General features: G+C 40.2%; 23 protein-coding genes. 1 reads left to right on the top strand and 22 read right to left on the bottom strand.

The features are described from left to right. Positions 1 to 35: 35 nt before the first annotated feature. The 8 genes from SPD53_RS03625 to mutS form a co-directional block, all read right to left on the bottom strand. Positions 36 to 1280 (bottom strand): methionine gamma-lyase family protein, encoded by a 1245-nt coding sequence (locus SPD53_RS03625; protein WP_336251669.1) that lies wholly within the window; start codon positions 1278 to 1280, stop codon positions 36 to 38. Positions 1281 to 1289: 9 nt separating this feature from the next. Beyond that, positions 1290 to 2522, bottom strand: coding sequence for a GTPase HflX (gene hflX, locus SPD53_RS03620; RefSeq protein WP_156856462.1), 1233 nt, complete (start codon positions 2520 to 2522; stop codon positions 1290 to 1292). A 14-nt stretch (positions 2523 to 2536) separates the two neighbouring features. Beyond that, positions 2537 to 3451, bottom strand: coding sequence for an AAA family ATPase (locus SPD53_RS03615; RefSeq protein WP_156856461.1), 915 nt, complete (start codon positions 3449 to 3451; stop codon positions 2537 to 2539). 239 nt (positions 3452 to 3690) lie between these two features. Beyond that, positions 3691 to 3915: an RNA chaperone Hfq gene (gene hfq / locus SPD53_RS03610; RefSeq protein ID WP_156856460.1), complete on the bottom strand. Its 225-nt coding sequence runs from the start codon at positions 3913 to 3915 to the stop codon at positions 3691 to 3693. A gap of 38 nt (positions 3916 to 3953) precedes the next feature. Next, positions 3954 to 4889, bottom strand: coding sequence for a tRNA (adenosine(37)-N6)-dimethylallyltransferase MiaA (gene miaA, locus SPD53_RS03605; RefSeq protein WP_336251668.1), 936 nt, complete (start codon positions 4887 to 4889; stop codon positions 3954 to 3956). A 28-nt stretch (positions 4890 to 4917) separates the two neighbouring features. Continuing rightward, on the bottom strand, positions 4918 to 5340 hold the full coding sequence (locus SPD53_RS03600; RefSeq protein ID WP_336251667.1) for a Dps family protein: 423 nt from the start codon (positions 5338 to 5340) through the stop codon (positions 4918 to 4920). 428 nt (positions 5341 to 5768) lie between these two features. Further along, entirely contained in the window at positions 5769 to 7601 is a 1833-nt protein-coding gene (gene mutL / locus SPD53_RS03595; protein WP_188858494.1) for a DNA mismatch repair endonuclease MutL, read from the bottom strand. A 31-nt stretch (positions 7602 to 7632) separates the two neighbouring features. Beyond that, on the bottom strand, positions 7633 to 10209 hold the full coding sequence (gene mutS, locus SPD53_RS03590; protein WP_336251666.1) for a DNA mismatch repair protein MutS: 2577 nt from the start codon (positions 10207 to 10209) through the stop codon (positions 7633 to 7635). A 234-nt stretch (positions 10210 to 10443) separates the two neighbouring features. Between mutS and cotE the strand changes: the two genes are divergently transcribed. Continuing rightward, positions 10444 to 11019, top strand: a complete 576-nt coding sequence (cotE, locus tag SPD53_RS03585; RefSeq protein WP_156856455.1) for an outer spore coat protein CotE — start codon at positions 10444 to 10446, stop codon at positions 11017 to 11019. Positions 11020 to 11232: 213 nt separating this feature from the next. Here cotE and SPD53_RS03580 read toward each other — a convergent pair whose 3' ends face one another. The 14 genes from SPD53_RS03580 to yfmF form a co-directional block, all read right to left on the bottom strand. Next, positions 11233 to 11643 carry a RicAFT regulatory complex protein RicA family protein gene (locus tag SPD53_RS03580; protein WP_156856454.1) on the bottom strand — a complete coding sequence of 137 codons (411 nt, stop codon included), beginning with the start codon at positions 11641 to 11643 and terminating at the stop codon, positions 11233 to 11235. 1 nt (position 11644) lies between these two features. Beyond that, positions 11645 to 13201, bottom strand: coding sequence for a tRNA (N6-isopentenyl adenosine(37)-C2)-methylthiotransferase MiaB (gene miaB / locus SPD53_RS03575; protein ID WP_336251665.1), 1557 nt, complete (start codon positions 13199 to 13201; stop codon positions 11645 to 11647). Positions 13202 to 13348: 147 nt separating this feature from the next. Further along, a complete protein-coding gene (locus SPD53_RS03570; RefSeq protein ID WP_156856452.1) occupies positions 13349 to 13609 on the bottom strand; it encodes a stage V sporulation protein S in 261 nt (86 codons plus the stop codon). 143 nt (positions 13610 to 13752) lie between these two features. After that, positions 13753 to 14550: a TIGR00282 family metallophosphoesterase gene (locus SPD53_RS03565; protein ID WP_188858505.1), complete on the bottom strand. Its 798-nt coding sequence runs from the start codon at positions 14548 to 14550 to the stop codon at positions 13753 to 13755. A 660-nt stretch (positions 14551 to 15210) separates the two neighbouring features. Then, a complete protein-coding gene (gene rny, locus SPD53_RS03560) occupies positions 15211 to 16776 on the bottom strand; it encodes a ribonuclease Y (RefSeq protein ID WP_156856450.1) in 1566 nt (521 codons plus the stop codon). 297 nt (positions 16777 to 17073) lie between these two features. After that, positions 17074 to 18132 (bottom strand): recombinase RecA, encoded by a 1059-nt coding sequence (gene recA / locus SPD53_RS03555; protein WP_336251664.1) that lies wholly within the window; start codon positions 18130 to 18132, stop codon positions 17074 to 17076. 174 nt (positions 18133 to 18306) lie between these two features. Beyond that, the gene (locus SPD53_RS03550; protein ID WP_336251663.1) at positions 18307 to 19557 is read right to left on the bottom strand and encodes a competence/damage-inducible protein A; all 1251 of its coding nucleotides are present in this window, start codon (positions 19555 to 19557) and stop codon (positions 18307 to 18309) included. Further along, on the bottom strand, positions 19554 to 20132 hold the full coding sequence (gene pgsA, locus SPD53_RS03545; protein ID WP_156856447.1) for a CDP-diacylglycerol--glycerol-3-phosphate 3-phosphatidyltransferase: 579 nt from the start codon (positions 20130 to 20132) through the stop codon (positions 19554 to 19556). The genes SPD53_RS03550 and pgsA overlap by 4 nt, the downstream gene beginning before the upstream one ends. A 98-nt stretch (positions 20133 to 20230) precedes the next feature. Then, entirely contained in the window at positions 20231 to 21130 is a 900-nt protein-coding gene (locus SPD53_RS03540; RefSeq protein ID WP_336251662.1) for a helix-turn-helix domain-containing protein, read from the bottom strand. A 17-nt stretch (positions 21131 to 21147) separates the two neighbouring features. Beyond that, complete coding sequence (locus SPD53_RS03535; RefSeq protein WP_188858514.1) at positions 21148 to 21936, bottom strand: DUF3388 domain-containing protein; 789 nt, start codon at positions 21934 to 21936, stop codon at positions 21148 to 21150. 154 nt (positions 21937 to 22090) lie between these two features. Next, the gene (locus SPD53_RS03530) at positions 22091 to 22354 is read right to left on the bottom strand and encodes a DUF3243 domain-containing protein (protein WP_336251661.1); all 264 of its coding nucleotides are present in this window, start codon (positions 22352 to 22354) and stop codon (positions 22091 to 22093) included. Positions 22355 to 22438: 84 nt separating this feature from the next. Then, positions 22439 to 23155: an elongation factor P 5-aminopentanone reductase gene (gene ymfI / locus SPD53_RS03525; protein WP_336251660.1), complete on the bottom strand. Its 717-nt coding sequence runs from the start codon at positions 23153 to 23155 to the stop codon at positions 22439 to 22441. 4 nt (positions 23156 to 23159) lie between these two features. Beyond that, complete coding sequence (gene yfmH, locus SPD53_RS03520; protein ID WP_336251659.1) at positions 23160 to 24443, bottom strand: EF-P 5-aminopentanol modification-associated protein YfmH; 1284 nt, start codon at positions 24441 to 24443, stop codon at positions 23160 to 23162. Then, positions 24436 to 25725, bottom strand: a complete 1290-nt coding sequence (gene yfmF / locus SPD53_RS03515) for an EF-P 5-aminopentanol modification-associated protein YfmF (protein ID WP_336251658.1) — start codon at positions 25723 to 25725, stop codon at positions 24436 to 24438. Before yfmF ends, yfmH begins: the two co-directional genes overlap by 8 nt. Between the last annotated feature and the right edge of the window lie 185 nt (positions 25726 to 25910).

Below are 25910 nucleotides of genomic sequence, written 5' to 3'. Positions count from 1 at the left end.
TTGGATGTTAATCTCCACCCAAATATTACTATACCCTATTCAACGAGGAGAAAACCTTTTTTCTCAAGTGCTGTGACTGCCCGGGTTAAAGCAAGTTTTACGTGGGAATACGTAAGCCCCCCTTGAACGTAAGCCGTGTACGGAGCACGGATTGGTCCATCTGCGGATAATTCAATGCTTGATCCTTGGATGAATGTTCCCCCTGCCATAATGACTTCATCTTCATAGCCTGGCATTTCACTTGGAAATGGTGTCACATAAGCATTTACAGGGGAATTCTCTTGGATTGCCTGGCAAAATGCAATCATTTGCTCCGCTGTATCGAATGTGACGGATTGGATTAAATCGGTCCGTTTGCTCTGGTAAGCTGGTGTCGTTGTAAACCCGGCCAATTCAAGGAATCGTGATGTAAATATTGCGCCCTTTAATGCTTCGCCAACTACATGAGGAGCGAGGAAAAATCCTTGAAACAGTTCTTGCAGCATGTTTAATGTCGCTCCGCTTTCTTTCCCTAGTCCAGGTGCAGTTAAACGGTTGGCACATTGTTCGACCAAAAGTTCGTCTCCCACAATATAGCCACCAGAGCGAACAATTCCTCCGCCTGGATTTTTAATGAGGGACCCTGCCATCAGATTAACACCTACATGAGTTGGTTCCAGCTCTTCCACAAATTCACCGTAACAATTATCAACAAATACGATAACGTCATCTTTTATTTCTTTTACAAAATCGACCATTTCTTTAATTTCTGCCACTGTGAAAGAAGGTCGGTCATCATAACCTTTTGAACGCTGAATGCCGATTACTTTCGTATTTGCTCGGATTCTTTGACTGACGGCAGCAAAATCAACAGCCCCGTCCTCCTGCAAATCAACTTCTCCATAACCGATTGCATACTCTTTTAATGAACCTGGAGAATTTCCTCTTTTACCAACTACTTCTTCGAGCGTATCGTACGGCTTTCCTGTTATATATAGGAGTTCATCTCCTGATCGAAGCACACCAAATAAGGCGGTCGAGATGGCATGTGTACCGGAAACGAGTTGGGGACGGACGAGCGCATCTTCTGTCCCGAATACATCACGATATACCGCTTCAAGCGCGTCCCTGCCCATATCATCATACCCATAACCAGTTGTAGAGTTAAAATGGCTGTCACTTACCCGATTTTCAATAAAAGCATCGAGCACACGTTGCTGATTTTTCTCCACTACGGTATTTACTTGTTCTTTCAATGTTTTAATATCTTGTTCTGTCTGGTTGATTAAGTCCAAAAGCATATTTGTTCATTACTCCTTTAATCTGTTTAATAATGCATGATTTTCTCGAATGTATCCTTTAATATGATAGCGATTATCCGCTTCATTATAGGACTTATCTGTAAGGATTGCTTCTTGCTCCAATTGGACCATCAGTCTGCCTTCATTTGCTTCCAGCGCGACATGGAACGGCACCCATACCTCTTTTAACATCTCTTCTATTTTCCTTAAGATGAGCTGCATATCTTCTTCTTCGTACGCAGAAACAAGAGAATACGGGCGTTCGTGAGCAATGAAATCTTCCTCTAGAAGGTCTTTCTTATTATAAATATATAACATCGGCAATTGATCTGCATCCAATTCCTGTAAAAGTTCTTCCACTGTTTCAATATGTTGTTCGTAATCCACATGGGATACATCGATAACATGTAAAAGAAAATCAGCTTCTGCAACTTCCTCTAATGTTGAACGGAATGCTGCAATAAGAGATGTCGGAAGATCCTGAAGGAAACCAACCGTATCGGTCATTATCGCTTGAAATCCAGAGGGGAGTACGACCCTCCTCGTTAATGGATCCAGTGTCGCAAAAAGCTTATCTTCCTGAAGTGTATTACTATCCGTTAATTGATTAAATAAAGTTGATTTTCCAGCATTTGTATACCCGACAATGGCAATCTGGAAAATCGCATTATTCCTTCTGCGTTTCCGGTATTGCTCACGCTGGTTGACAACAAGTTTTAGGCGATTTTTAATATCACCGATTCTGCGCCGGATATGACGGCGGTCTGTTTCTAATTGCGTTTCTCCCGGACCTCTTGTCCCAATTCCACCGCCGAGACGGGATAATTCAATTCCCTGACCTCGTAATCTTGGTAATAAATATTCCAATTGGGCAAGCTCCACTTGCAGCTTACCTTCTTTCGTTTGAGCCCGCTGCGCAAAGATATCTAAGATCAGCTGGCTCCGATCAATAATCCGGACTCCTAGATAATTATTTAAATTCCTTAATTGGCCGCTAGACAATTCATCGTTGGAAATAACAAGGTCGATTTCCTTTGCTTCAACCTCATCTTTAATCTCCCTCAATTTCCCTTCACCGAGGTAGGTTGCCGGATGGATGTGGTTGCGATTTTGCGTGAAAACCCCCTCCACTTTCCCGCCGGCTGTATTACTCAATGAGATTATTTCATCGAGTGACGATTGAAACCGTTCCTGTAATTGTTCTGGCTTTCTTACTGCGATAACTAAAATCTTTTCTGCCATAAGTTACCTCTCTTTTACTCATTTTCAAATTTAATATCTGCTGCGGTAATTTCCATTAGCCTTTCCGGTTGGTAATTTTCCGTCTGGACGAGTCGGTATGCCTGTAACCGAATCGCCTTTTCCATCAAGTTCCGTACCGAACGGGCATTGGCGAAATGTCTTCCTTTCGTTGCTAATTGATGATATAAATAATCCCTTAGCTTTCTGTCCGCTTCCATTGTTAATTGATATTCCCTTAATCGAACCATTTGATGTGCTATTTCCATTAATTCTTCCAATTTATAATCGGGAAAATCAAGAATAAACGGAAACCGCGATTCCAGTCCTGGATTGGTCGAAAGAAATCGGCCCATTTCAGAGGGATAACCTGCGAGTATAAGAATGAAATCCTTGTGACCGTCTTCCATATGTTTTACAAGTGTATCAATCGCCTCTTTACCAAAGTCCTTTTCTCCACCGCGGGCAAGTGAATAGGCTTCATCGATAAAGAGAATGCCCCCCATTGCTTTTTCAATTAGCGCTCTTGTTTTTTGCGCCGTCTGTCCAATATATTCCCCAACAAGATCGGCCCGTTCCGCTTCAATAAAATGTCCCTTCGAAAGGATTCCAAGGTCAACATATAATTTAGCAAGTCTGCGTGCAAGTGTTGTTTTTCCTGTACCGGGATTGCCCTTAAATAACATATGCAATACTTGCTGGTTAGAAGAAAGCCCTGCTTCCTTTCTTTTTTCGTTAATAAGTACGGTCGCATAAATTTGTTTTATCGTTGTTTTAATTTGTTTAACGCCAACAAACGAGTTAAAAGCTTCCTCTATTTGTTTGAACTGATTATTAAAACCGGCTGAACGCTTTCTTTCAGTCTGGGATAGAGTATCTTGCAAAACAATATTGATCCGGCCATTCCGGCTCGCTCTCATTTCCGTTTCCATATACTCACTCCTTCGTCATCCCAGTATACGTAAATAATCATAAAAGGGTGACAAACGCCCAAATTCAAAGACAGTAGTGTCCATCCAGGCTAAGTGCGCGGGTTCGATGTCGCCCCATACATGAGAGTACTTAATCGAACTTCCTTTTTACAGGAATGCTATAAAGTAAAACTCATTCAGCAAGTGGGAGGATAGAAGTTTCATTAGAAAACGGATGCCAATAATAGCATCCGTCGTTATTACTCATTTTCTAAGTTAACATTTTTCACTGGCGCAAAAGTTGAAATTGCGTGTTTGAAAATTAGTTGCTGCTTTCCGTCGGTTTCCAGTAAAATCGTAAAATTATCAAACGCTTTGATAATCCCTCGTAATTGAAATCCATTTGTCAGAAAGACAGTAACCGAAGTGTGATTCTTTCTTAATTGATTTAAATAATGTTCTTGAATGTTGACATTTTGTGCCATGGTACTTCCTCCCTTTTTCTATCTATATAATCTTAATTCTACTTCATTTTCAATATTCCTGCTATCTTTTGCAAAATCATTGTAAACTTTTCCTCTTTTTCTTCCGGATGGATTGAAAACCACTCTACTGGCAATTGGTTTTTAAACCAGGTAAATTGCCTTTTTGCATAGCGTCTTGAATTTTGTTTCAATTTCTCGATTGCTTCATCGAGATCCTCTTTACCTTCTAAATACGGGATAAATTCTTTATAGCCAATCGCTTTCATTGCCTTGGTATTTGTGTAACCCGCATGATAGAGAGCCGTAACTTCTTCAAGCAGGCCTTCTTCCATCATCATATCCACGCGGGCATTAATTTGTTCATAAAGTGTTGCTCTTTCCATTTCAAGCCCGATAAACAATGTATTGTACTTCGGTTCTTTTTTTTGCTCACTTTCCCATTCCGTTTTGGTTTTCCCGGTAGTTTCATATATTTCCAGCGCACGAATAACGCGACGATGGTTGTTTGGGTGAATTTTTCTTGCCTGATCGGGATCGACCTCCTCAAGACGGCGGTAAATCTGGTTAATCCCTTCTTCTCTTGCTTCATTTTCTAACTTTTTAGTCCTGAATTCATCCCGAGGGATGTCAGGGAAATTATAATCAAATAAAGCAGCCTGTATGTATAGGCCGCTACCGCCCACAATTATAGGCAGGCGGCCTCTTGCGGTAATTTCTTCGATTCTGTTTTCCACATCAGCTTTGTATGCTGCTGCCGAATATTCTTCCGTCGGCTCTAACATATCAAGCAGATGATGAGGGATTCCTGCCATTTCTTCTTTACGGATTTTAGCCGTACCGATATCCATCCCTTTGTACACTTGCATCGAGTCACCGCTGATGATTTCACCTTGCAGTTGTTTGGCAAGATAAATACTGAGAGCTGTTTTCCCAACAGCTGTTGGACCAACAACGGCTATGACTGTTTTTTTCATCGTATTACCCCTAGATTATTATAGATTGTTATTTCTCTTCCTGATAGCTCCTGAGCATCCATAGTTCTTTCTCGAATGATGCCAATTGTTCAATAAGCAAATCATTCGTCGGTTCATCCGCGAATTCTGCTGTTAATACAAGACCGGTCTCTCTTATTTCATTAGCGATTTTCTCAAAATCATGAATTAATTGGGTAATCATTTCCGCCTCTGTATCATCCGCGTTCGCTTCTTCAAGCGTGCCTTGCTTCAAATACATACTCATGGTCGCGAGCGGCTGGCCACCGATCATAATGATTCGTTCAGCAACTTCATCAAGCTGGTCTGCTGAACGATTGTAGAGCCCTTCAAAATGTTCATGGAGCTGGAAAAAATTCTTCCCTTTAACGTACCAATGGTAACGATGGAGCTTCACATACAGAATAAAGTGATTGGATAGTAATTGGTTCAAAAAGTTTATTAACGACTGGTTATCCAAAGCTTTTCACCTCATGTATTTTTTCTTACTAGTTTACTCCATTCAGGTGTTTGTTATACCCTAAAACTTTCACACCTCAAAACAGGAAAGTAAATCAGCCTCATCAACAGCTCGCTGTCTTTGAAGAATTTTTTTAGGTGATCCCTTTTATTTAGCGTAAATGCATCTTCCACCTGGAGGTCCGCCGGGCAACTGAACGGCAGGTAGAACTAGGACGCTAAAAATGAGAATGATCAAGACACTTGTGCCGAGTGAAGGTAATCCGTAGTGTCTTTCGGTTACTTTTAAAAAGGCATCATTGGGAAATGGAACAAACTTTTAGAGTCGTGTCCATAAGCCTAAGTACTAATTATAGCAAGGGATAGCTGAATGTTTTTAGGCTGCGAAGTGAGTTTATACCTTTACATGCTCCGCTTAAACATCTTCTCAAGCTCATAGCTGGAAAAATGGATAATGATCGGTCGTCCATGAGGACAAGTAAACGGATCTGTTGTCGATCTCAAGTCTTCAATTAGTTGGAACATATCATCTATCGTCAGATGGTGATTTGCTTTAATCGATCGTTTACAGGCCATCATAATTGCCGCTTCCTCACGGATATGCGCGATATTAATTTTATCATCTTTCATAATCTGCTCGATAATATCACGAACGACTTCTTCCTCAAATCCCTTTGGAAACCAACTCGGACAGGAACGAATGATATACGTTTTCTCCCCAAACGGTTCAAAAAAGAGCCCGACCTTTTCCAAGTCCTCTTTATATGCTTCGATAAACAATGCCTCTTGGTTCGAAAATTCAAAAGTTAAAGGGAGGAGCAGTTGTTGGGAGTCCGTACTCGGTTTCCCAAGTTTATCCCTAAAAAACTCATATTTGATTCGCTCCTGGGCAGCATGCTGGTCAATCATATAAAAGCCTTCTTCATTCTGTGCGAGAATGTACGTGCCATGCAGCTGACCAATCGGATAAATCAATGGAATCCGGTCTTCTTTAGGTGCCTCTACTGCCTCTTCCTGTACCGGTTCTAAATATTCTGGTTCAGGATCTGGCACCGGGATCGTTTCATCCTGTTGCTGAATCGACTCTTTCATGACCGGTGGCTGTATTTCTCTTGTCGGTTCTTTAATAATGGTTTCTTCTCTAACCGATTGCTTGTTCACTTCCTCTTCCATAGGTGCCGAAAAGGTGAATTGTTCTTGGATTGATTGCTGTTTTTCTTTCGGTTGTTTATATTCGATTTCCGGTATTAAAGTCTCTTGTCTAAGTGCTGTTCGGATTGTTTCTTTCACAGATTCATAAAGTTCTTTATCCTTACTAAACCGTACCTCCAGTTTCGTTGGATGAACGTTCACGTCCACTAAAATTGGATCCATGTTTATTTTCAGAACGACGAGTGGATACTTTCCAATGGTAAGCATTGTATGATACCCATCCATAACTGCTTTAGCCAATGGATAATTCTTAATATAACGGCCATTGATAATCGTCGATATGAAATTACGTGAAGCACGAGTCACTTCCGGCCGGGCGATATACCCTGTAATTTCATAATCAAGCGATTCATGGTGAACTGGAAGCATCTTGCGCGCTACCGACATGCCATACACTTGAGCAATGACTTGCAACAAATCACCGCTTCCAGAAGTTTTAAATAACGTTCTTCCATTATGAATCGCCTCAAAGCGAATTTCCGGATAAGATAGAGCGAGTCGGTTTAATAAATCAGTAATATGGCCTAATTCCGTATGAAGGCTTTTCATATATTTCAATCGGGCTGGAGTATTGTAAAATAGTTGCTCGACAGTTATCTCTGTACCCTTTCTCGCATCACTTTTATTTCTTTCTACAATCTCACCGCCTTCAATGGATAAAATAGTACCAGCTTCTTCTCCTGTAGATGTTTTGAGAGTTAGTTTGCTGACAGCAGCAATACTTGCAAGCGCCTCGCCACGGAATCCGAGGGTACGGACATGGAATAAGTCTGTCTCATTACTGATCTTGCTTGTCGCGTGGGCGAGAAATGCCCGCTCGCTATCAGCCGCGGTCATTCCATCCCCATTGTCCGTCACTTTAATTCGGGTAATTCCTGCTTCATCAAGTTCTATTTTTATCGAGGTACTACCCGCATCAATACTATTTTCCACCAACTCCTTCACAACAGATGCAGGACGTTCGACAACTTCTCCTGCTGCAATTTTATTCGCCAGTTCGGTAGGCATCTGTTTTATTTTCATAGAAACATCCTTTCTAACTTCAAGCCGTCCGTTATTTTAGCTTTTTTTGGAGTTGATATAATGCATTCATTGCTTCCATTGGCGTCATTTCAAATAAGTTTAACTGTCCTAAGTCATCGATTACTTGCTGCTCTTTTTTTGTGAGCTTATTTTCTTTCTCAGGTGAATTTTCTTCAATAAAGAAGGAGAGTTGACCAGCTTCCATTCTTTCTGTGACCGGTTCATGTTCAGCACCCTCTTCCAATTCTGTAAGAATCGCCGTCGCCCGTTCAATTAATGCATCTGGAAGTCCAGCGAGCTTGGCAACTTGAATTCCGTAACTTTGGTCTGCCGAACCTTCCTTAATCTGGTGAAGAAATACAACATTGCCCTCATATTCTTCCGCGCGGACATGAATATTCTTCAACCGTGGAAGGGTCTCTTCCATCGCAGTTAATTCATGATAATGTGTGGAAAACAATGTTTTTGCTTCTATATTATGATGAATGTACTCTACAATCGCTTGGGCAAGTGCCATGCCATCATATGTACTCGTTCCTCTGCCTATTTCATCCAGTAGGATTAAACTGCGATCGGTCGCTTTTGCCAAAGCATGATTTGCTTCAAGCATCTCCACCATAAATGTACTTTGACCAGAAACAAGATCATCAGCAGCACCAATCCGCGTAAAAATCTGATCGAATAGGAGCAAATCAGCTTCCTCACACGGTACAAAACATCCGATTTGAGCCATAATTACCGTTAGAGCGAGTTGCCGCATATACGTGCTCTTACCTGACATGTTCGGACCGGTAATTAATAGAATACTATTTTCGTTATCCAGTTGAACGTCATTCGGCACAAATGTCCCCTCTGTCATTACTTGCTCAACAACTGGGTGGCGGCCATTTTTAATCGATAAATTCTCTCTCACAAAGCGCGGTCTTGTGTAATTATTTGCCTCACTGACTGTAGCAAAGGACTGAAGCACATCAATCTGACTGATATGCTCAGCAAGTTCTTGGAAGAGTGGAATATGATTTTTCATTTTATCTCTAATTTCAACGAATAAATCATGCTCCAGTTCGATACTTTTATCTTCTGCTTCAAGAATAATTGTCTCTTTTTCTTTTAGTTCTGGCGTGATGAACCGTTCGGCATTCGTTAACGTTTGCTTTCGTTCATATCGTCCTTCTGGTAAAAGATGTAAATTCGCTTTCGTAACTTCAATATAATAACCAAATACTCGGTTATATCCGATTTTTAGTGATCTGATGTTGGTTCGTTCTTTTTCTTTTTGTTCTAATTCTGCGATCCATTGTTTCCCATTTCGCGATGCATCACGGTATTCATCTAGTTGTGCATTGTATCCATCTTTGATGATATCTCCTTCTGTGATCGATGCAGGCGGGTCATTCGTAATACTTTGCTCAAGCAGTGCAACGACTTCTTTAGGATAGGTAAGTTCATCTGCTAATACTTTCATTTCTTCATTTGGGAATTGATAGAGAACTTGTTTGATTTCAGGGATGTTTTGTAAGGATTGTTTCAACTGGATGAGATCGCGCGCATTTACATTCCCGTAAGCGATCCTTGCAGCCAATCTTTCCATATCATATACGGACTTCAACGCTTCTCTCAGCATGTCCCTTTCCATAAACCCGTTGTAAAATACTTCAACGATATTCAATCGTCTTTCAATTTCTGTTTTCGTTAACAGCGGTCGCTCGAGCCACTTTTTCAATGTACGAGAGCCCATTGCTGTAATCGTTTCATCGAGCACCCATAATAAACTGCCATGTTTCCCTTTTTTGATAATCGTTTCTGTTAATTCCAGATTACGTTTTGAAAACATATCGAGTGATAAATAATTCTTTAATTCGATAACAGTTGCCTGTTGTAAATGGTCGAGTGAACGTTTCTGGGTCTGTTGAATATAGTTAAGCAACCTGCTAAAGGCTGTCATTAGACGTTCGTCATTTAAATTCTCTGCTAAGTTACGGTACTCCCCATTAAATGTAATTTCATCTTGATAAGATAATGTAACCTGTAACCTTTCTTTTAACTGCGCTTGCAAATCCTCTTCTAAAGTGGAAGATATGACAATTTCTTTGATCGGCTGATTGTATAATTCATGAAGAACTGCTTCCCAGCCTGCTTCAATGAGAGTTACACGGTTCTCCCCGGTCGATAAATCGTTATAAACAACGACATAAGAGCCGTCATTGAAATGTGAAAGACTGCAGAGATAATTATTCTCCCCTTCATCAAGCATCGATTGCGACATAACCGTACCAGGAGTAATAATCTGAACGACCTCTCTTTTCACAACACCCTTTGCTGTTTTGGGGTCTTCTACTTGTTCACAGATTGCTACTTTATAGCCTTTATCTATTAATGTTTTTATATAGTTCTCCGCAGAATGATAAGGAACTCCGCACATTGGAATTGCTTCACTTTCACGCTGTGCGCCTCTTTTTGTTAATGTTATTTCAAGTTCTTGTGCCGCTTTAATTGCATCATCATAAAATAATTCATAGAAATCACCTAGGCGGTAAAATAAAAATGAATCTTGGTGAGCGGCTTTTATTCTTAAGTATTGTTCCATCATTGGTGTATTCTTTGCCATTATTAAGCCTCCAACATATCCGAAATCTTCTCCCGCCATTATAGCATAAATTAATAACTTCCCTCTAACCCGCTGACTTTTTCTTTTCAAATCAGCAGATATTAGAAAGTCAGGCAGATTTCTTTCCAACTTCAGTAGAAAGAATTGGATTTAATTTATTGATTTTGGAAGTATGCACTTTAGGTGTTTGCCATGCATAAAATGACTATGAAAAAAGAGGAGGTAAATACAGCTATGTCTTTTCTAAAAAAAGATTATCGAGAAATCATCACCAAGGCAGTTATTGGGAAGGGACGTAAGTTTACAAAGGAATTTCATACGGTTACTCCCCCAAACCGTCCCTCGAGCATTCTCGGGTGCTGGGTGATTAATCATTTATACCACGCAAAAATGAAATCTACGGATAGTGTAGAAATAAATGGTAGCTATGAAGTAAATATCTGGTATTCCTTTAATGATAATACAAAAACACAGGTTGTTACGGAAAAAGTAACATATCGTGATATTGTGCCCCTATCCATCAAAGATGAAAATTGCCTGAATGATGATTTCGATGTGATTGCGAAAGTGTTACAGCAGCCAAATTGCCTGGAATGCAAAATTGAGAAAAAAGGAAGTAAAATTAAAGTTGAGGTGGAAAGAGAATTTATCGTGCAAGTAATTGGCGAAACAAAATTACTCGTAAAAGTGGATCCGACTTGGGATGCAAATAAGGTGGAAGATGAAGACGACGATGAAGTGTGGGAGCATGCCGTGACAGATGATGAATTAGAAGATGTCCAAACAGATTTCATCCATACTAAAGATTAAGCAGTTTCCCAAGCGGAGAGCTAAAGTGAAACTTCATTCAATGAGGGAGGTATCCTTACCTCCCCCACTGAATGTTAGTTGAACAGAATCAGGGATTTACGGACTGTTTATCCCCCCTTTATATATTGGGCTTCCCTCATGTTTAGAAGAGGGGGATTACAGACCGTTCATACGTGATTAAAAACCAAGCATTCTATTATGCTTGGTTTTTAGCTATTTTGTTACTTTTGTACCTGTTTTCCCTTCTAATACATTACCGCCTGTTCCTTCAATAATACGGTTTGTTACTTCCCTAGAAATTGTAGTAGATACAAGCTGTAAGACATCATTTACTGTCACTTGGAGTTCTTTGAATTCCGAAACGATAGGGATACCGTCTAACTCACTTTGTAAACGATCCAGTTGCTCTTCTACACGAGCTAATGCTTCTTTCTTATCATAAGCCTGTAAATTTACTGCTTGTTTTTGTAAAGCTTTAATCTTTGTAATCAGTGTTTGAATTTTTGTACTTGCATTTATTTTAGCTTCGAGTTCTTTAAAGCGGTCAATTTCTTCCGTATTTGCTAGCATGTCTGCCAATTTTTTTGCCGCGTCAAGTACTTCTTTCCTTGAATACTGTGCCATGTTACTTCACCTCAATTTTACTTTCTGCCATGATACCATCTAAGGACCAAGTTTTTGCTTCGGTAATTTCCACTTCCACAATCTGACCAATTGCTGATTTCGGCCCTTTGAAGTTCACAAGCTTATTCTTCTCTGTATACCCTGCGAGAATATCAGGATTTTTCTTACTTTCACCCTCAACGAGTACTTTTACTGTTTTTCCTTCATATTTCCTCATTGATTCCGCAGATTGTTTGTTTACAAGTTCATTTAAACGATAAAGACGCTGTTTCTTCACTTCTTCTGGTACATCATCTTTTTTTCTTGCAGCCGGCGTTCCTTCACGCGGAGAGTAGATGAACGTGTACGCTGCTTCAAAACCGACTTCTTCCATTAGTGTCATCGTCTCTTCAAACTGTTCATCCGTTTCGTTCGGGAATCCGACAATGATGTCAGTCGTCAATGTGACATTTGGAATTGCTTTTTTAATTTTACGGACAAGTTCCAAGTATTCTTCCCGTGTATATTTACGGTTCATTTTCTTCAGAACTTCCGTGCTTCCGGATTGGACCGGTAAATGAATGTGGTCGAGCAAGTTTCCACCCTGGGCCAATACGTCAATCAAATGATCATCGAAATCTCTTGGATGTGATGTCGTGAAACGGACCCTTGGAATGTCAATTTTATGAATGTCATTCATTAAATCGCCAAAGGTATAATCCAGATCTTCAAAATCTTTTCCGTAAGCATTCACATTTTGACCGAGTAAGGTGACTTCTTTATAACCCTGGGCGACCAGATGTCTTACTTCTTGAATAATATCCTCCGGTCTTCTGCTGCGCTCTTTTCCTCTTGTCATTGGGACGATACAATACGTACAGAACTTATCACAGCCATACATGATGTTGACCCAAGCTTTGATTTTTCCTTTACGAGCTTTCGGAAGGTTTTCAATGATATCGCCTTCTTTAGACCATACTTCAATGACCATTTCCTTTCCAAACATCGCTTCTTTAATCAGGTGGGGTAACCGATGGATATTATGTGTTCCAAAAATAAGATCAATATGTTGATGTTTCTTTAATATCCGGTCAACAACTGATTCTTCTTGGGACATACATCCGCAAACACCAATGATAAGATCCGGATTTTCAAGCTTTAATGGTTTCAAGTGTCCAATCTCACCGAACACTTTATTTTCCGCATTTTCCCGGATGGCACAAGTATTTAATAAGATAATATCTGCTTCTTTTACATCTTCTGTTGCAGTATAACCCATTTCCATAAATATTCCAGCCATTACTTCTGTATCATGTTCATTCATTTGACAACCATAGGTGCGAATTAAGAACTTACGCCCCTCACCCACCGTTTGCATATCTTCGGGAATAGAAAAATCATATTTAAATTGGACTTCTTCTTTCCTTCTCTTTCTTGCTTTTTTAATGTCAGGGGTTTTGGGGGTGTAATTGGTATGGAAATACTTTGCGATCATATCTTCACTGGACGTTTGTTTAATCCGTTCGAAATTCTCTTCTGTATTAATTTGTGCCTGCTGCTTTCGCTCTTGTTCGTTCATCTCGGCTCTCCTTTCAATGAGTACTTCTATGTATAAGTTTACAACATAATAAGTATAAGGCTTATGAATAAATTTAACAATATATACCGCGAAACTGCAAATAAAAACCTTCCTTGATTAGAAGGAAGGCGTATGATTGCTTTTTAATTATCTTGGTTCCACGATTAATTTGATTGCAGTTCTTTCTTCTTCATCAATCTTGATATCAGTGAATGCCGGTATACAAATGAGATCTACTCCACTTGGAGCAACGAATCCTCTTGCAATGGCTACAGCCTTTATTGATTGATTCAATGCTCCTGCACCAATCGCCTGAATTTCTGCAGTTCCTCTTTCGCGAAGCACATTTGCGAGAGCCCCTGCTACTGAATTTGGATTAGATTTTGATGAAACCTTCAATACTTCCATTAGTAGTACCTCCCTTACCTCAGTTTTATAGTTCTATTTCTACTATATTCTTTGAGTTGTAAGCTTATTCCCTAAACCTGTTAGAAGACATCAGGAACAACCAACTCGTATTGCCTCAGCAAAAGGGATGTTCTGAATAACAGTCAGGCAAAGAAGGGGTGGTCATCATTGATTAATATTCTTTCGATGTCTACTGCTTTCCCTGTTTTTGAATCAATGGAAACTAACACTGCATTTAATTGTTTTCTACCCTTTTTTGTAATTTCAAAACGTACAGGCAGTGATGTTAGAAAGCGTTTTAGAACAGCTTCTCTTTCTACTCCAAGTATTCCATCGTAAGGACCAGTCATGCCTACATCAGTGATATAGGCGGTACCGTCGGGAAGAATTCGCTCGTCTGCAGTTTGTGTGTGAGTGTGTGTGCCGACGACAGCGCTGACTTTTCCGTCAATATACCAGCCAAATGCTTGCTTTTCACTTGTTGCTTCACCGTGGAAATCGACGAAAATAATGTTCGTGTGCTTTTTTGCTTCTTGAATCAGGTTATCTATCGTGGTAAATGGGTCTTCAATTGCTGGCAGGAAGGTTCTCCCTTGCATGTTAATGACAGCTACTTTAAGATCATTCACGTTTAAATAGATGATTCCTTTTCCTGGGTTGTTGTCCGGAAAGTTTGCAGGGCGGATAAGGTATTTGGCTTCATCAATGAAGTCAAAGATTTCTTTTTTATCCCATGTGTGGTTTCCCATTGTAATTGCTTGGGCACCCCATTCGAGGAAGTTGCGGTAAATCGTTTCTGTAATTCCTTTGCCCGCTGCTGCATTTTCGCCGTTAAGAATCGTGACGGTTGGGCGGTATTTTTCTTTTAATCTTGGCAGATATTCCTTAACCATTTCCCGTCCTGGTGAACCAACAACATCACCAATAAATAAAATTTTCATCTTTACATCATCCTAACCTAATTCCTAATTTTTAAAAGTCTGTTCTGTTTTCCCAATTACTCCCTCTTAGGAAGTAACCGAAAGAAACTACTGAATCCTTTCATTCAGCGTAAGTGTCTTTGCTCGTTCCTATAGTTTAGAACTCTAATCGCCGTTCAGTTGCCCGGTGGACGGATGCTTTCCGCGGGCACAGCCGAAGCCTCCTCGGGCTATCGCCCTGCGGGGTCTCCGGACTCGTGCTATTCCCGCAGGAGTCACCGTCCACCGGGCAACTGAACTGGAAGAGAGCGTTATTATTATTGGAAACAATCATATCATGATGAGAATTCTATTCCTAAAATAATAAATAGGATTCCAAATTCGGTCTTCCCTGGGAGCAGTCCAGACACCTTGAGACTCCAGCAGGAGGATAGGCATAGGTGAGACCCCGCAGGGCGGCAGCCCGAGGAGGCTCACCAGCCGCCTGCGGAAAGCGAGAGGTGTCTGGACTGCGAACCTCCAGAAGAAAGTTGCACTTACGCTGAATGAAAGTAATTACGATTTCGATTTCTTGGTGTCATCGTTTTCTTATTTTAGGGGTGGCGAAGGTTGAATTATTATTTTACCCAGTAAAGATTTTTTAAACGGTGGCAAAAAATAAAAGCAGTCCGATGACTGCTTTTATTTGGCATATTCAACTGCTCTTGTTTCCCTGATTACCGTTACTTTAATATGGCCAGGGTAATCGAGCTCACTTTCGATACGATTACGAATCTCCCTTGCAACTCTCAATGAATCAAGATCATCAATTTCATCAGGTTTTACCATAATACGAATCTCTCTACCCGCCTGAATTGCATAGGATTTCTCTACACCTTCGAATGATTCGGAGATTTCCTCTAGTTTCTCCAGACGTCTAATGTAGTTCTCGAGCGTTTCGCTTCTTGCACCTGGCCGTGCAGCGGATAGGGCATCAGCTGCTGCGACTAATACTGAAATGATGGAAGTAGGTTCTTCATCACCATGGTGGGAAGCAATCGCATTAATGACAACCTCATGCTCTTTATATTTCATCGCAAGTTCTTTTCCAATTTCTACGTGACTACCTTCTACTTCATGGTCAATCGCTTTTCCAATATCATGAAGTAAACCAGCTCTTCTTGCTAATATTACATCTTCACCTAGTTCTGCAGCAAGCAAACCAGATAAGTAAGCAACTTCTGCCGAATGTTTTAATACGTTTTGACCATAGCTTGTACGATATTTTAGACGACCAAGTATTTTCACAAGATCCGGGTGCAGTCCATGCACACCAACCTCAAATGTCGTTTCTTCACCGACTTCACGAATATATTCATCAACTTCACGTCTTGCTTTATCTACCATTTCTTCAATTCGTGCCGGATGGATTCTTCCATCTTGGACAAGTTTTTCCAAGGCAATACGAGCAATTTCCCGGCGAATTGGATCAAATCCAGATAATATAACAGCTTCTGGCGTGTCATCGATAATTAAATCAATACCAGTCAACGTTTCTAATGTTCGTATATTACGTCCTTCTCGACCAATGATTCGACCTTTCATCTCATCATTTGGCAGGGTGACGACAGATACAGTTGTCTCAGCAACATGGTCTGCAGCACAGCGTTGCAGCGCTAACGAGAGAATGCTTTTCGCTTTTTTATCAGCTTCTTCTTTCGCCTGATTCTCTGTTTCTTTAATCATAATAGCCGCTTCATGCTTCACTTCTTTTTCAATTCGTTCTAAAATAATTTGTTTTGCCTGGTCCGTTGTATAACCTGAAATGCGCTCAAGCTCAGCTTGCTGCTCCTCTTTCATAGCCTGCACTTTGCTTTCCATTTCTTCAGTTTGCTGTTGTCTCTCCGTTAAAGCTTCTTCCCGTTTCTCCAGTGATAATTCACGGTTATCTAGAGAGACACTTTTTTGGTCAAGAATATCTTCTTTTTGCGTTAAGCGATTTTCTTGTTTCTGGAGTTCAGCACGGCGTTCACGCAGCTCATCCTCTGCTTGCTGTCGTAATTTATGGTTCTCATCTCTTGCTTCAAGGAGTGCTTCCTTTTTAGCTGCATCCGCATTCCGATGTGCTTCTTCGACGATTTGTTTCGCTAAGTCTTCTGCACTTGAAATCTTTGCTTCTGCAATCGATTTACGAATCAGATAACCAACAAACAGACCTATGATAAGGATGAATACTAGCAAAAGGGAGATGATCAAAGGGTGGTCCATATTTTTCACCTCCTATTGCTATAAAGTTGTTGTACAATTCATTATCTTCGTCATGTACCCATTATCAATACAAGGATTAATAATTACCGTATAATTGAATAAAATTATACAATGTTAATTTTAATTGTCAATTTACTTATTGTCAAGGAAACTTCAGAACTATTTCAGAAGTATTTCAAGTAAAAGTCATATTGTAAGAAAGCAAGTACAAGTTCCACTTCCTATCCTCTCATACCTCTGACCAGAAATTCAATAAAAAAGCTGTCCTCCGATAAAAACCGAATAGACAGCTGCATATTATATGTCAAGACTTTCCTGTTCATCAGATGACGACGATGTATTCTCTGTATCCGCGTCTGTGCTTTCACTTGCTTCGAGCTCATAATGACTACGGATTTCACGATTTACTTCTTCAAAAATTTCAGGGTTTTCTTTCATGAATTGTTTTGCGTTCTCTCGACCTTGTCCTAAGCGTTCTCCTTTATAAGAATACCAGGCACCACTTTTTTGAACGATATCAAGATCTGCACCAACATCGATGATTTCACCTTCTTTAGAGATTCCTTCACCATACATGATATCTACTTCAGCTTGTTTGAACGGCGGTGCTACTTTATTTTTCACAACTTTTACCCTCGTTCGGTTACCAATCATTTCATTTCCTTGTTTCAACGTTTCTGCTCGGCGAACTTCTAAGCGGACAGAAGAATAGAATTTAAGTGCGCGGCCTCCCGGTGTTGTTTCTGGGTTACCGAACATAACTCCAATCTTCTCACGGACTTGGTTAATGAAGATGGCAGTAGCATTTGATTTATTGATTGCACCTGATAGCTTACGCAAGGCTTGAGACATTAATCTTGCCTGAAGTCCCATATGAGAGTCGCCCATTTCACCTTCAATTTCCGCTTTTGGTACAAGAGCAGCAACGGAGTCAACAACAATAATATCAACTGCACCGCTACGCACAAGTGCTTCTGTAATTTCAAGTGCTTGTTCTCCGGTATCAGGCTGCGAGAGCAACAGTTCATCTGTATTTACTCCAAGTACCCGTGCGTAAGTTGGATCAAGTGCATGCTCCGCGTCGATAAATGCTGCTTGTCCACCTTGCCTCTGAGCTTCAGCAATTGCGTGGAGGGCAAATGTTGTTTTACCCGAGGATTCAGGTCCGTAAATTTCAATTACTCGTCCTCTAGGATACCCGCCAATTCCAAGTGCCACGTCCAAGGCTAAGGAACCACTCGGGATTGTAGCAATCTGTTGGTTCTGCTCTTCTCCAAGTTTCATAATCGAACCCTTACCGAATTGTTTCTCTATCTGTCTTAAAGCCATATCTAAAGCTTGTTTTCTCTCACTCAATGAAAATACCTCCTCAAATTATCTATCTCTATCATACGCTTTTTTTCACCGTTTGACAAGCAAAAAACGAATAGACGTTCGATAATTATCACACCTGTCCTCACCGTCATTTTTAAATTTTGAAGTAGAGCTGGAGGTTCGTTTATTCAATATAAAGCATGAATAGAACGTAAATTACACTTTTACATAGTTAAAAATTAATTCAAGACCTTTCATAACTGTGCGGTTTCGGATGGTGTTCCGGTCTCCCTGGAATTGGAATCCGAATGCTTTATCCTCTTCCCCAATAACGGATAACCCAATATAAACGGTTCCAACTTGCTTTCCTTCCACTTCATTCGGACCGGCAACGCCTGTAAAGCTGATACCGACTGAAGATTGTAATTTCTCTCTCACATTTCTTGCTAAAGATAGAGCGCATGCTTCACTTACCGTACCCTTTTCCGCTATTACTTGCTCTGGTACTTCCAGGACGCCCGTTTTCACCGCTTCACTATAGCAAACTACACCGCCTTGTACGACTTCACTTGCTCCAGATACGGAGATGAGCCGATCGGTAAATTTCCCGCCGGTAAGACTTTCCGCAGCTGCGATAGAGAGTTGTTTCTTTTTAAAGTGTTCAATAATAATTTGTTCAATTGTTTCATCATTCTCAGCTACAAAATAATCTCCCACTTTCAGGAGTACAGCGGATTTCGCTTCAGTGAGTAAGGCGTCTAGCCCTTCTTCCGAGTCAGCTTTTGCTGTTAAACGAATGATAATCCCATCATCTGTTGCAAGGGGAGCGATGGTCGGATTCGTTTGTTCACGGATGAGATCCTGTAATTCATGTTCGAGTGCCGATTCACCAATCCCGAGAAACTTTAGAATGGTCGAACGAATCATTTGCTCTTTACCTGTCAACTTATAAAGGTATGGTAAAATATCTTCTTTAAACATTGCTTTCATTTCACGCGGAACACCTGGAAGAAATATCCATGTTCGCTCCTCGTACTGGACAATCATCCCAGGCGCCATCCCTTGCTTATTAAATAAAACGGTAGCTGTTTCAAACACGCGCGCCTGCCTGCGGTTATTCGGCGTCATTTGCCAACCTGTTCGCTTAAACCAATCTTCAATCTTTTTCATCGATGGCTCATGTTCGACGATTGGAATATTACAAATAGCTTGGAAAGCTTCACGGGTCAGATCATCTTCCGTTGGACCTAACCCACCTGTGACAATAATAATATCTGAACGATCATGAGCCTGTTTAAACGTGCCTGCAACCCGGTTCAAATTGTCACCAACGACGACATGGTTATAAACATTTATACCGTATAAAGCTAACTGCTTAGATATCCACTGTGCGTTTGTGTTCGCGATTTGCCCTAACAATAACTCTGTTCCTACTGCAAGAATTTCTGCTTTGTATTGTTTTTTCATTTCGAATCCCTCATTACATGCCAGTTTTTGTAAAAGTAATCAACACCTGAAATCACAGTAAAGATTAGAGCTAAGTAAAGCATGATTGTTCCCAATGGGAAATTTAAATAAGAAAAAGGAAAATTATGAAGGAGCAGGATAATAATAGCAATCATTTGCGTTGCTGTCTTCAATTTACCCATACTGCCGGCAGCAAGGACAATACCTTCTCCTGCAGCTACTAAACGCAGCCCGGTGACAGCGAACTCCCTGCTAATAATGACAATTACGATCCATGCAGCTGCAAGATCCATCTCCACCAGCATAATGAGCGCAGCAGAAACGAGCAGTTTATCAGCTAATGGATCAAGAAACTTACCAAGGTTTGTAATTAGATTATGTTTACGGGCATAATATCCATCGACCCAGTCCGTTGCAGAACCAATAATGAATATAAGTGCTGCAATGAAATGGTGAACCGGCAATGTAGTGTTACCAATATCCCATTCTCCAAAGTCGAGAGGGAGCGATAATAATAAAATAAAAATCGGGATGAGAATAATACGAGATAGGGTGAGTTTATTAGGTAAATTCATGAGCCTTCCTCCTTGATGCTAATGCTTTTCTTTTTTAGTTTTCTTGATATTAAAATGATAAAACCCTTCCGCATTCGGTTGGAAGGGTTGAAGCATAATTACTTAGTGTTGAACCATAAGCGTTGATGGTCTTTTTCAGTTGGATCAACCGGATATTCAAATGGTACATCATTAATTGTTATATCCAAGTTGGGCGTGCTGCCGATATTTAAAAAGATTGATTCTTGGCCAGTAACATCTACTTCTACCGGTGAATTTTCAGAAGTAACAAAGCTTCCGTAAAAAACTTCCCCGGCACTGTTCTTCACATCGAGCCAAACACTTGACTCGGATTCAAATTGGAAGATTAACTTATCTCCGGGATTTGTAATGGCAACAGTCGATTCAGGCGGAGATCCAGTACCGACTTCTTCCACTTCAAAAGTTATTTCTTCTGTTTCTTCTTCAGTAGAATCTTCTTCCTTCTCTTCTTCCTCGGCATCATCCGTTGCATCATCTTCTTTGGCGCTGTTTCCTTCTGCACCTGAGGCGTCTTGGTTATTCTCACTAGGGTCCTTAATAATTACTTCATCCGATTCTTCAATCTCCTGCGGGTCGTTAGGTGAATAGGATTGGTAATAAAACCAAATCCCCGCCCCGATAATACCGATAATTAGGAGGACGACAATAATTTTAGGTAACACAGAAAAGAATGTTCCTGATCGTTCAGCTGCATTTTCCTTTGAGCGTTCAACTCGTGTATATTGGATTTCGCTCTCTGTTTCAGATTTTGGAATTTCTTCTTTATGTTCTTTTAACAATTCATCGGAATCGAGTCCAACTGCTGTTGCATATTCTTTAATAAAAGCTCGAGCATAAAACTTTCCGGGGAGCAGATGGAAATTTCCTTCTTCAATTGCAACTAAATATCTCTTCTGTATCTTCGTTGTTTCCTGTAAACTTTCCAATGAAAGGCCTTTTGCGATTCTCGCTTCCTTCAGCCTAGCACCCACATCCATAATTAACACCTTCCATCTTAAATATCAAACATATTAAAGCCACCACTTGAACCAAATGTTTGATTTTCAATTGATTCATATGTAATTTCTTCTTCTTTGTGGCTTCTTAATTCAATAATATAATCAAAATCATCTAACGTATATTCCGTGGCCTGAACAAATATGTCAGGATGTTCCACAACTTTTACAGCAGGAAGCTGCATCACTTCTCGAATGAGACGCCAATGCTCTTCATTTGCCCGTTTTTTTGAAACAACACCATCTATAATAAAAATATTGTCTTTATCATACTCTCCAGCAATTAATTTATTTCTTACCGTTTGCTTTATCATGGTACTTGAGACAAACAACCAGCGTTTATTGGAAGAGACACTTGCTGCAACAATCGATTCTGTTTTACCTACCCGCGGCATTCCCCTGACACCGATTAGCTTATGGCCATCCTGTTTAAATAATTCTGCCATGAAATCAACAAGAATACCGAGTTCATTTCTTACAAAGCGCACTGTTTTCCGGTCATTATCCGTATGAATATATTTACCGTGACGCACAGCCATCCGGTCTTTCAATTTTGGTTTTCGGATTTTAAGAACCTTTATAATATCAACGGTTTCCAGAATGGAAGCTAATCTTTTTATATTCTCATCCCGTTCAGAAAGCAGTAGTAGGCATCTTCTGGAGTTCTCAAGGCCATTAATCGTAATAATGTTAATTGAAAGCATACCTAACAGAGATGAAATGTCCCCTAATAAACCAGGACGATTAATCTGATTCTCATATTCAAGATACCATTCTGTTCTTTCCATCTTCCGGTCTCCTTTACAAACGGGGAATGGCGTTTGTATGAAATGATGAATAATCTATTTATACTATAAATGATTTTTTTAAAAGTGAAAAGCGAAATAGCGAACAAATTGAAAAAGAAGCTATATAGATTAACTATACAGCTTCTTTAACGAATTATCCATTATTATTTCCTTGTTGTTCAACCAATCTCACCATGGAGCTTGCAATTGCTTGTTGCTCCTCTTCAGAAGCGGCATTCCACAGTTCTTTCAATACAGCTTCTTCATTATTCTTTGCATCTACATTCGATGCAAGATAGTCTCCCACTTCTTGTGCGACGTTCGTAATGGTTTCATGATTCATCCCACTAGATTTCGCTTGCTGCAAGCGATTAGCAAGAAATCCTTTCCATGAATCGAAATTATCGAGAATGGACATTGATTTAGCCTCCTTTTTATTACAATCGTATGCACCTATAGTATTCAACATCTACTTCTGCTTTATGCACCGGAAACGAGTTGGCTAAATCATCCATCCCCCGGTAACCGGAAGAATCTGGCCGTTTAAATACGGTGTCGGACAATCCATAAGATAGCTTACAGCTTCTGAGACCTCATGTGGAGAGCCTGCACGCTTTAAAGGAATTGCTTCGTAAATTTCAGCCCTTTCCTCTGCCAGTAAAGATCCGTTCATTTTCGTATCGATGAATCCTGGACTAACTGCATTTACTGTCACGTTACTTGCCGCTACCTCTTTGGCAAGTGCCTTCACGAAACTGTTCTGCGCCCCTTTTACAGTTGAATAGAGCACTTCATTGCTCGCTCCTACTTCTCCCCAGATAGAAGTGATAAAAATCAGCCTGCCAAATTGATTCCTAATCATGCTTGGCAGTAACTCGTTCGTTATTTTAAGTGGTGCATGTACATGGAGAGTGAGCATCTCGGTAAAGCTAGCTTCATCCACGTCCTGGAATAAGCCGAATTCTGTTTTCCCGCTTGCAAAAATAATACTGTCGACCTGAAAAACAAGACTCGAAAGCAGCTTATTTATCCCCTCTCCTGTTGAGAGGTCAGCTTGGATAATCTGTAAAACCTGATCACTTGCAAATTCTTCCGCCAACTTAATAACGGAATGATTGGAATGATAATGAAGAATTAATTGATCACCTTTTTTCACGCGCTGTTTGGCAATAGCTATTCCGATATCACCACTTGCACCAATGATTAAAACATTTTGCATTATGTTAAGCCTGCTTGATCGTACAAACTGCAAGCTGGTCTTCGTTAATCCATTCCTTTAGAAACTCATTGACATCCGCTGTGGTCAACGCTTCAATTTGTGGGATGACATCAAAGAAATTAATACCGTGACGATGATAATCAATAAAATTGTTGGCAATATACTCTAGCGAATTCATGGCGCGAAGCATCTGACCGATTTTCTTTTTCTGCATTCGCCGAAACGCTTCGTCCGTTATTTCTGCATGAGTTGTTGAGAGTAGTAATTCCTTCACTTTAGCGGCAAAATCTTCTGGTCTTGCCGTGTTACCGCCAATTAATGAGTAGCCGAAGCTCGTTTCTAAATTCGTTTCAAAAGAGAAGCTTCCATCAATCAATTCGTCTTTATACAATTCTTGATAAAACTCGCCACCTCTTGCAAAGTAATGATCTAGGACCATCGTTGTAAGCAGTTCTTTTTTCAAAAATGCTTCTTTATCTAAATGGCTGCTCGACTCTTTAATTCCAACCGTACATTTCGGAATTGAAACCGGCATGTTGATTTCCATGTATTTCTCTGCAACTTCTTCCGGCTCATCTGGAAATTCTCGCTTGATTTCTGCGATATCCGCAAAGCGTTTTCCTGCTTGGTTTTCTTCAATCAGTTGGGACAACGATTCCGCGTTAATATTTCCAATGATGAACAAGGTCATGTTTTCAGGATGATAAAACGTGTTGTAGCACGTATATAAATCATCTTTCGTGATCTTCATGATGGAATCAACCGTTCCTGCAATATCAATATTTACCGGATGATTCTTAAACAAAGCTTGGATGGTACCCATGAAAGACTGCCAATCCGGCTGGTCATCATACATATTGATTTCTTGTGCGATGATTCCTTTTTCCTTTTCCACTGTTTGTTCGGTAAAATAAGGGTCCTGCACAAAGTCCAGCAGTATCTCCACATTTTTCTCAATATGATTGGTTGCAGCGAATAAATAAGCGGTCTTCGTAAAAGAAGTGAATGCGTTGGCAGAAGCACCTAGCTTTCCAAAGTCAGCAAATACATCTCCATCTTCTTTCTCAAATAATTTATGTTCAAGGAAATGGGCCACCCCGTCGGGTACAGTTACTGCTTCCGATTCACCAATCGGAACAAATCGCAGGTCGATGGAGCCATAATTTGTTGTAAAGATTGCATAAGCTTTCTCCATTTCCGGTCGTGGCATGAGAAAAACAGATAAGCCGTTATCTAGCTTTTTGGAGTAAATAACTTCATCAATGTCTGTATATGTCTTCTTATTCACTTACTTCTCCTCCTTTTGCAGTGAGAAGATATAATGTATCTTCCTCGATTCGTTCACCAACACGAATCACATCTTCTTTTGTTACTGCGGAAATATTATCAATAATTTCCTCCAGTGATCGGTCTATTCCTGCAAGTTGTTGCTGATAAAATAACTCTATAAGACCATGAGGATTATCCATTGTTTCCCGTAAAGAATGGATAATCATATCCTTCGCTTCATTCATTTCCTGTTCTGAAAAATTCCCTGCTTTCATTTCTGTCATTTGCTCCCGGATAATATCCCGTGCTTTTTCGTAATCTTCCGGCGCGATTCCGCTTAATACGAAGAGAAGCCCCTTATGACTCTCCACCTGGGAAGAAGCATAATAAGCTAAACTATTTTTCTCCCGCACATTCATGAAAAGTTTCGAACTCGGAAAACCGCCAAATAAGCCATTGAATACCTGTAAAGCAGGATAATCTTCATCAGAATACACCGTATGCGTACGATAGCCGATATGGAGCTTTGCCTGTTGAATCGGCTCTTCTTCTATAATTTCCTTGGGTTCCTTTACTTGTTTCGGTTCCGGGCGATTACTTGCTTCAGTTGCTGATCCTGCTTCCTGTTTAAAAATTGAAATGATTGTTTTTTCCATCGCTTCGGTGTCCATATCACCTACGACATAAATATCTAATCGATCCTCTTTCAGCATCTCAAGATAATAATTGTATAAATCTTCAGCAGTAATTGCGTCAAGATCTTCTTCATACCCATTCACGTGAATAGAAAAAGCTTCATTTTTACACATTTCATCGATTAGGCGGCCATTAGCATGACGAATCTTATCATCGCGAATCGCTTGGATTCTCTGTTTTAATGTAGCTTTTTCCCTTTTAACGATTGCCTCAGAAAATTGGTTGTTCTCAAGATAAGGTTCATAAATCATTTCGGCGAGCAATTGCAATGCTTCTTCTGTTACAGCTTCCTTATCAGGAAGATAGCGCTCATTTGCCACTTCAAGACGGAAACTCATCACATGCTCCTCGCCCCGCTTCGCCCCATCAACAAAGAGTACGGAGCCATACAGGTCATCAAGTTTTAATTGGAGCTCGGTCCGACTCGGATAATTCTTAGTCGCTTCCCGCAGCACGTTTTGCAATAATGCTCGTTTCGATATCGTTTCTCTTTTTAATGGTGCTTTAAGTTTGACGACAAAGGTTAATGTTTTAAATTTTTTCGTAGGTATAAAATGAATATTGTAGCCATTTTTATTAACGGTCTGTTCTACAATCAAATTCATGAAACAGCCTCCTATGTTCTGTGTTTTTACTCTTATTAAATATTCTACACATCTTTCAAACGTTCATCCATTAAAACATATTAAACTTTTTACATAATCTGATTCTATGTTGAAAGAAGTAAATTCTTTCCGACTCCACAGCGGGCTGTCCGCGAGGAACGCTCTCGTATGCGGTAACATCTGCA

Origin of the sequence: Oceanobacillus sp. MO10714A (assembly GCF_037072045.1) — a bacterium.
GTDB lineage: Bacteria > Bacillota > Bacilli > Bacillales > Amphibacillaceae > Oceanobacillus > Oceanobacillus indicireducens.
This window is presented reverse-complemented; position numbering and strand designations above follow the sequence as displayed.